Genomic DNA, 8,007 nt, shown 5'->3' with positions numbered 1-8,007 from the left:
GTACGAGACGAGCGATGCGGTAGTCGGACGCGCAGGCGGCCGACCGACTCCGTGAAGCGCCAACACGGTCACTGCCCCGCTTCGACGTCCAATAGCACTCATGCATCCCACGCCCAGCAGTAGCGTTTGAGCAACGCATGCATCTGGGAAGGAGACAGCGTTTAGTGATGACCGAGCCAGAGTGAAGGATTATTTCGCCGGCCGTTTGGAACTGTGTGTAGAGGTCATTGCTGTCTTGCGAATCAGGGCTGCGAAGGCTCTTGCGAGCTTGGATGGGGGTTGGTCATTCTTGAACAGAAGGCCCGGCGTTCTCATGGGGGTTGGGCCTTCCAGAGGCAGGGCGCATAGCCCTTTATTTTCGCCTACGGCGCTGGTTGCCACGATGGCGCCGACGTGCATGCGAGAAATCAATCCGAACATGGCGTTTACGGTGTTCATCTCTGCAATGATGTTGGGCGCTGCGCCGGCTGCGCTGAAAAATTCGTCCAACATGCGACGGGTGGAAAAGCTGCGCGGCAACATGACCAAGGGTTCTCGATGCAGTTCTATCATACGAATTCGCTTCCGACGCGCCCAGGGATGTGCCTTAGCCACGACGAGGACAAGTTCCTCGTTGAATAAGGGCTCAAAACGTAAGCCAGAACGTAATTCGGGACGATAAGCCACACCCATGTCCAATTGGCCCGCGTCCAGACTGGCGACGATGGCGTCGGCCGGCAGTTCCTCGATCACGACTTTCACGGTGGCATGCCGCGACAGAAATTGAGCGACGCACTCGGGGATGAATCCCAGATTAAACGTATGCGTGGTGCCGACTCGCAGCACGCCCGACATCGAAACGTCACGCGCTTTTAATTCACCCAGGCCTTGATCTATTTCGGATAACGCGCGAGAGGCGTACTCCAGAAATGCCTCGCCCGCCTCAGTCAGAAAGACTCGCTTTCCAATCCTGTCAAAGAGCGATTGCCCGATTTCGTCTTCCAGTTGGCGAATTTGATGAGACAACGTCGATTGCGTGACGTGCACGCTTTCAGCGGCACGTGTGAAGTTCAATGTCCCCGCCAGCGCAATGAAGTATCTGAGATGACGTAATTCCATACTGGCCCCATCAATCGATGCCATCAATGATAACTGGAGAAAATAATCATTTCTATCTTTTGTTTGGCTCGATTAGCCTTGCTCAAGCTCTCACTCCTTCTTACGCTCGAGGACGACACGCATGGCCAAAGTATTGGATGGAATCACCGTCGTAGAACAAGGTACGTTCATCACTGGCCCTGCGGCAGGAATGCTGCTCGCCGATCTGGGAGCCGATGTCATCAAAGTCGAACAGCCTGACACGGGTGATCCGTTCCGCGCATTCAAGGGAGGACTCTACAGCCCGCATTTCCAGACCTATAACCGCAACAAGCGCAGCATTACGCTCAATACCAAACAGGCGGAAGACGCCGAGGTTTTCGATGCGCTGATACGCGAAGCGGATGTCTACATCCAGAATTTTCGACCGGGTGCAGCGGCCCGCCTTGGCGCTAGCGAAGCACGGCTGCGTGAGATCAATCCACGATTGATTTACTGTGCGATCAGCGGATTCGGCCAAACCGGCCCTGCCGCGGGGCGGCCTGCCTATGACACGGTGGCGCAAGCGGCGAGCGGTTTTCTCAATCTGTTGATCAATCCCGAAAACCCTCGCGTTGTCGGCCCCGCCATTGCAGATGCCTTGACGGGCTTTTATGCGGCCTACGGCATTCTGGGTGCGCTGGTCGAAAGAGGCCGGACGGGCACGGGCCGATCTGTCGAGGTGTCGATGCTGGAGGCGATGAGCCACTTTAACCTGGACGCGTTCACGCATTTCTTCGCCGAAGACGAGGTGATGGGCCCGTATAGCCGGCCCAGCGTTTCGCAGTCTTATACGTTGAAATGCGCAGATGGGAAATGGGTAGCGCTGCACATGTCCTCGCCTGAAAAGTTCTGGCAAGGCCTGGCCCGGGCGATTGAGCGTCCGAATATTTTTCAGGACGAGCGGTTCGCCACGCGTGAGGCGCGTATTGGCAATCAAGCCACGCTGATCGATGTATTGGGCTCGATTTTCGCGACGCGTACTCGTGAAGAATGGTGCAGGCGGCTCGAGGCCGAGGATGTTCCGCATGCGCCCATGTACGACACCAGCGAGGCGCTGCAGGATCCCCAGGCGAAACATCTGCAACTTGAAATTCAGGGATTGCACCCGACGCTCGGCGCCTGGAGGACCGTTCGATCGCCAGTGAGTTTCGATGGCGAAAGGCCTCTGGACGTCGTTCCTCCGCCACTGCTTGGCGAACACAGCGCTGAAATCAGGGCCGCACTGCAGACAAAGCAAAACTGAACCGACATTGAGTGGCAGGTCCCGAAAAAATAATGAATGGAGACAACCGTGACGCTCTCATCAACGCCCGCAATCGCTGCCTCAGGGCCAGCCGATCAAAGCCGCAGCAGCCAACCGTGGATTCAACTGGTACTCGGCATGATTGCCATGATGGCAATCTCCAGCCCCCAGTATGTCTGGGCGCTTTTTGTTCAACCGTTTAAAAGCTCACTGGACGTTTCGCTGTCGGCCCTGCAAGTCACCTTTGCGTTGTTCAGCATTTTTCAATGCGGTATCGGCCCTCTGCATGGCGAATTGGCCAGCCGATTTTCCTCTCGGGCCTTTGCAGCGGCAGGCGGCTTGCTGGTAGGGCTCAGTTGGATAAGCTCGGCCTATGTCACCTCGCTGCCGCTGCTGTATATCACCTACGGCGTGCTCTCGGGTATCGGTACAGGATGGGTGTATGTCGCCGTCATCGAGCTCATGGTGCAGTGGTTCCCACGCCGCAGAGGGTTCGCCGTCGGCATGGCGGCAGGCTGTTATGGGCTCGGTGCGATTGTCACCACATTCCCCATCGCGTCCAGTATTCGTGATCACGGCCTGCAAACGACTTTGGTGGTTTTCGGCATGATGCTATCGGCCGTCATCGTGCTCGCGTCCTTGGGCATGAAACGCGCAAGCGCACCGCCGCGCGCCGAACTCCCTTCCCAGCCGGGGATGGCGTCTACACGTGATTTCAACTCGCGTGAAATGCTGCGCACCCCGTTATTCTGGCTCATGTTTTTCATTATGGCCCTGGTCGCCACGGGTGGACTCATGGCCATCTCTCAACTTGGCGCACTCGCGGTGCATTTCGGCATATCGGATCAGACACTCGTGTTGGGAATGGCGGCACTGCCGCTCGCGCTCACCCTGGATCGTGCTGCGAACGGACTGACTCGTCCTTTTTTTGGATGGATATCCGACAGGATCGGCCGCGAGCCAACCATGCTGATCGCCTTTCTGATGGAAGCAGCCTCCATTCTGCTATTGCTCAAATTCGGATCGAACCCTGTCGCGTTCGTCTTGCTGTCTGCGGTCGTGTTCTTTGGCTGGGGTGAAATCTATTCATTGTTTCCTTCGCTGCAGGCCGACGCATTCGGGACAACACATGCCGCCAGGAATTTCGGCTATCTGCTGATCGCCACCGCGGTCGGCTCCATCCTGGGAGGCCCTCTCGCCGCGCTGCTATACGAGAAAACGCAATCCTGGGATCTGATCTTCTATTCCATCGCCGGGCTCGACATTCTGGCAGCGCTGCTGGCGTTCTTTGTGCTGCAACCCATGCGCATTCGTTGGGTGAATAATGCCCATCTGCAGAAACAAGCGTAAAGCCCTGGAACACGACCAAAGGAGAACACAGTTGAACGATCAGCAAAGTCTGGACCTGACGCAAGCGGTGATTGCGCGATTGGCAGACACGCAGGATGCGCGATTCAAGACGCTAATGACGGCTCTCGTCACCAAGCTGCACGAATTCATCCGCGAAGTCGATCTCACACCCGAAGAATGGATGTCTGCGATTGAATTCCTGACGCAAACCGGCCAAACCTGTACCGATAAACGGCAGGAGTTCATCTTGCTATCCGACACACTGGGCGCGTCCATGCAAGTCGTCATGGCGGCTCAAGCCCGCGCATCGGCCATCGCCCCCGCCTGCGCCGCAGCGACGGCCGCAACCGAGGCGACGGTTCAGGGCCCGTACTACTGGGCCGGCGCCCCACTCAAGGAAATGGGCAGCGACATCGCAGCCGGTGTCGCTGGCGAACCCGCCTACTACCATGGCCGCGTCACGGATCTGCAAGGCAATCCCCTTTCCGGTGTCGTGCTGGATGTCTGGTCAGGCGACGGCGAAGGCGTCTATGACATGCAGATCGAGGGCCAAACCGACATGCTGGCACGCGCACGTTTCGCGACAGGCGACGACGGCCGCTACGCATTCTGGTCGATCCGGCCCAACTACTACCCTATTCCCATGGACGGTCCTGTGGGTCTCATGATCAACAAAATAGGGCAACACCCGAATCGCCCCGGCCATATCCATTTCAAACTCTCCGCCCCCGGCTATGTCGATATCACCACCCACCTATTCGTCGCCAACAGCCCATACATCGACTCCGACGTGGTCTTCGGTGTTCGAGACAGTTTGATCGTCGATTTCCAACATCATCCTCCCGGCACCGCGCATGATGGCCGAACGCTCGCCACCCCATTTTGGAGCGCATCGTTCGATTTCTGCCTTGCGCCCGTTCGCGTGTGAATCAACTCCCTCATCTCTTGACGATATTCCCTCTACGCTCCAGACACATCATGAAAATCGGTAAAGCGACTATCCCTCATAGTGCGATCTGCACCTCTGACGAACACACCATCGTCGTACGTGGCAAGGATCTCTGCAAAGATCTCATCGGCCACATTTCCTTCACGGATTACTTTCATCTATTGGTCACGGGTCAACGCCCCAGCGCCACTGCCACGGCCGTGCTCGACGCCACCCTGGTTGCCATCGCGGAACATGGCCTGGTGCCCAGCGTGCAAGCCAGCCGAATGACCCTCGCCGCAGCGCCCGATGCGTTGCAGGGCGCCGTCGCGGCCGGCATCCTGGGATGCGGCTCGGTCATTCTCGGAGCATCGGAATATGCAGGACGGTTGTTCGTTGCGATTCAAGAACGCCAGGCCGCAGGCGCCACGCTGGAAGCAGCGGTTCAGGCAGAACTGCAAGCGTACCGCGCAGCACGTAAAGCGATTCCGGGTTACGGCCATCCGCTGCACAAGGAACGAGACCCCCGTGTCGCACGGCTGCTCGAAGTCGCCCGGATCAACGGCGCGGAGCTGAACTACATCGCCATTGCCGAAGAAATAGAAAAACAGATTCCAGCCATCATCGGCAAGGATCTCCGGCTCAACGTCTCGGCGGCGATCCCCGCTGTGCTGCTGGGCGTAGGCTTTCCCTTGGCCGCATTAAAAGGCGTACCCATTCTGGCCAGAACGGCCGGCTTGATTGCGCACCTCACCGAAGAACTCCAGGCGTCCATAGGATTTGCGCTGTCCTATCAAGCCACACGCGAATTGCAATACGACGGTGAAGTTCCGCCAGGATTTGGCTCAGGCCAATAACCAACACGGCTGCAGCACGCAGCCCCTGCGGCTCGCTGTCCGCCCAGGCGCATGTTTACCGTGGCCTGCGGCGGCAACCCATGCCCGCACACAGAACAAGAACTCAGGAGGAGATTTCATGATGGCACGCTATACCCCTCTCAGCATACTGCTACACAAAACCCTGGCGATCGCAGCAAGCGCCTGCCTACTGACGCTGCTCGCCACCTCGGCCCACGCTCAGGACTACCCCACACAGTCGATCAGAATGATTGTCCCCTTCGGCCCCGGGACATCCACTGACACCGTGGCACGCATCATGGCCAACGCCATGGCAGAGTCGCTCGGGAAAACCATCGTTGTTGAAAACAAAGCCGGTGCGGGCGGCACGATCGGCACCGAACAAGTCGCCCGCGCTCCCGCGGATGGATACACCATCGTAATGGGCACCGTTGGCACGCACGCGATCAACAAAACCCTCTACAAGAAACTGGGCTACGACCCCGTCAAAGACTTCGTTCCCATCGGGCTAGTCGGCCAAACGCCCACCCTGCTGGTCGTCAAAGCCGACTCGCCGTTGCGCTCGCTCAACGATCTGGCCACGGCCGCCGCCAAGCCGGGGGGCATCAGCTTTGGATCGGCCGGCAACGGCACCTCGGGCCACCTCGCCGGCGAACTGCTGAAAATGCGTCTGGGTGGCGAAATGACGCATGTGCCCTATAAGGAAGGAGGCATGGCCGTCACCGACGTCATTTCAGGACAAACCCAGTTCATGTTCTATCACCCCGCCGCGACCCTGCCGCACATCAAGTCCGGCAAACTGAGGGCATTGGGTAGCTCCGGTGCAACACGCAGCGCGTCTGCACCCGACGTCCCGACCATAGCCGAACAGACCGGCAAGGATTTCGACCTGGTCGCCTGGTTCATGATTTACGCTCCTGCCGCCACGCCAACGCCCGTCATCGAGACCCTGCAAAAAGCCGCCCGAGCCGCACTTTCCAATCAGGACGTGGCAGCGAAACTCAGCAATCAGGGAATCGAACAACGTCCTCTCACCGCAGAGGAACTGCGCACATTCACTCCAGATGAAATCACCAAATGGGCTGAACTCGTCACACAGTCGGGTGCCCAGATAGATTAGATCGCCGCCCCGAGCCACCTGGCCGGGGCGTGGTGATCGAGTTTTTGTGGACACCGGCATAGGTGGTTGACGTGAGTGACCGGCCTCACAGGCAGTTGAGCCCTACATTGGAGAACCTGCTACATTGCCAGGCATTCACCCTTTGCCTTTGCCATGTCCGCATTACCTCTCGTCCATTGGACCGAATCCGGCCAATCCCAGACAGCCTTTTGGCGCTCCGAATCGGCAGCCCCTGTGCCAACACGCGTTCAAATCGCGGGTGATCAGTTATCGGCAGACGCGGCCTATCGCCTGATCTGCGAAGGCACGCAACTCCTGTGGCGCGGTGATTTTCATAATGCGCGGCAGTTATTGCAGGCGCTGGCACGCCGTATCGACAAGAAAAAACGCAAACCGGCCGCCACGCCGCTGGATGCCTTCAACCAGCATCGCCAAGCGCAATCCCAACGCGCCCGGCTGCTAGGCAGCGTACTAGTGCCTTTCGATGCAGACCACACCATCCCTCTGCGCCGAGCCCCCGATGTACAACAGGCCTGCCTGGAGGCCTATGGCCCGGCCACAGGCCCCTATCTGGCGTCCCTGCGCGAACTACAAGGCATCGTCGGCGCCCATGAGTGGCGCAAGAAAGGCGTTCCTATCCCCGCCCTCAATGCGAGCATTCATCCCCACTACGGCGTGTTTTCGCCCGTACGCGGCGAATACATCGATCTCGTCGCCCGCGCACCGCTCCCCGCGGATACATCGCTGGCATATGACATCGGCACAGGCACAGGCGTCCTGGCCGCCGTCCTCGCACAACGTGGCGTCAAACACATCATTGCCACCGACCAGGACCCACGCGCCCTGGCTTGCGCACAGGAAAACCTGACCCGGCTGGGCTTGCAGTCACACGTGACCCTGACGCAAACCGACATGTTCCCTGACGGCCAGTCCCCCTTGATCATCTGCAACCCCCCGTGGCTGCCCGCACGTCCCAGCGCCCCCGTCGAATACGCAATCTACGATCCCGACAGCCGCATGCTGCGCGCATTCCTGCAAGGGCTCTCAAAACACCTCGCCCCCAAAGGCGAAGCCTGGCTGATCCTCTCAGACCTGGCCGAACACCTGGGCCTACGCGCTCCTGACGAACTGTCCACACTGATCACCAACGCCGGCCTGCGCATCATAGACCGCCTGACCGCCCGCCCCACCCACGGCCGCGCATCAGACCCCACCGATCCGCTGCACGCGGCCCGCGCAGCCGAAATCACTTCGCTGTGGCGCTTATCACTCGTCGATTAACACACGCCCACCGCTTCACATTCACCGCCTAGCACTCACCACCTAGCATTCACCGCCCTAGCATTCCCCCCAAAAAGCCATACCCCCTCACGCATCCCGAGCCCAAACG

General features: G+C 59.0%; 7 protein-coding genes. 6 read left to right on the top strand and 1 reads right to left on the bottom strand.

All coding sequences use genetic code 11. The annotated features are described in order from the left end of the window. Window positions 1-189: 189 nt before the first annotated feature. A complete protein-coding gene (locus tag ACNA0J_RS29425; protein ID WP_415822563.1) occupies window positions 190-1,098 on the bottom strand; it encodes a LysR substrate-binding domain-containing protein in 909 nt (302 codons plus the stop codon). Window positions 1,099-1,219: 121 nt separating this feature from the next. Between ACNA0J_RS29425 and ACNA0J_RS29420 the strand changes: the two genes are divergently transcribed. From ACNA0J_RS29420 to ACNA0J_RS29395, 6 genes are all read left to right on the top strand, one after another. Then, window positions 1,220-2,362: a CaiB/BaiF CoA transferase family protein gene (locus tag ACNA0J_RS29420; protein WP_415822562.1), complete on the top strand. Its 1,143-nt coding sequence runs from the start codon at window positions 1,220-1,222 to the stop codon at window positions 2,360-2,362. Between the two features lie 48 nt (window positions 2,363-2,410). Continuing rightward, complete coding sequence (gene oxlT, locus ACNA0J_RS29415; protein ID WP_415822560.1) at window positions 2,411-3,712, top strand: oxalate/formate MFS antiporter; 1,302 nt, start codon at window positions 2,411-2,413, stop codon at window positions 3,710-3,712. 31 nt (window positions 3,713-3,743) lie between these two features. Continuing rightward, complete coding sequence (locus ACNA0J_RS29410) at window positions 3,744-4,640, top strand: dioxygenase family protein (protein ID WP_415822558.1); 897 nt, start codon at window positions 3,744-3,746, stop codon at window positions 4,638-4,640. A gap of 50 nt (window positions 4,641-4,690) precedes the next feature. Further along, window positions 4,691-5,497 (top strand): citryl-CoA lyase, encoded by an 807-nt coding sequence (locus tag ACNA0J_RS29405; RefSeq protein ID WP_415822557.1) that lies wholly within the window; start codon window positions 4,691-4,693, stop codon window positions 5,495-5,497. Window positions 5,498-5,615: 118 nt separating this feature from the next. Next, on the top strand, window positions 5,616-6,617 hold the full coding sequence (locus ACNA0J_RS29400; RefSeq protein WP_415822556.1) for a Bug family tripartite tricarboxylate transporter substrate binding protein: 1,002 nt from the start codon (window positions 5,616-5,618) through the stop codon (window positions 6,615-6,617). Between the two features lie 153 nt (window positions 6,618-6,770). Continuing rightward, window positions 6,771-7,898 (top strand): methyltransferase, encoded by a 1,128-nt coding sequence (locus ACNA0J_RS29395; protein WP_415822555.1) that lies wholly within the window; start codon window positions 6,771-6,773, stop codon window positions 7,896-7,898. Window positions 7,899-8,007: the final 109 nt, after the last annotated feature.

The organism is Bordetella tumbae (assembly GCF_965139195.1).
Taxonomy (GTDB): Bacteria; Pseudomonadota; Gammaproteobacteria; order Burkholderiales; family Burkholderiaceae_B; genus Bordetella_A; species Bordetella_A tumbae.
This window is presented reverse-complemented; position numbering and strand designations above follow the sequence as displayed.

What these genes read in the sequence shown, in the direction of transcription:
- ACNA0J_RS29425 (WP_415822563.1), bottom strand. Translation starts at nt 1,098, where the DNA reads ATGGAATTACGTCATCTCAGATACTTCATTGCGCTGGCGGGGACATTG.
- ACNA0J_RS29420 (WP_415822562.1), top strand. Translation starts at nt 1,220, where the DNA reads ATGGCCAAAGTATTGGATGGAATCACCGTCGTAGAACAAGGTACGTTC.
- ACNA0J_RS29405 (WP_415822557.1), top strand. Translation starts at nt 4,691, where the DNA reads ATGAAAATCGGTAAAGCGACTATCCCTCATAGTGCGATCTGCACCTCT.
- ACNA0J_RS29400 (WP_415822556.1), top strand. Translation starts at nt 5,616, where the DNA reads ATGATGGCACGCTATACCCCTCTCAGCATACTGCTACACAAAACCCTG.
- ACNA0J_RS29395 (WP_415822555.1), top strand. Translation starts at nt 6,771, where the DNA reads ATGTCCGCATTACCTCTCGTCCATTGGACCGAATCCGGCCAATCCCAG.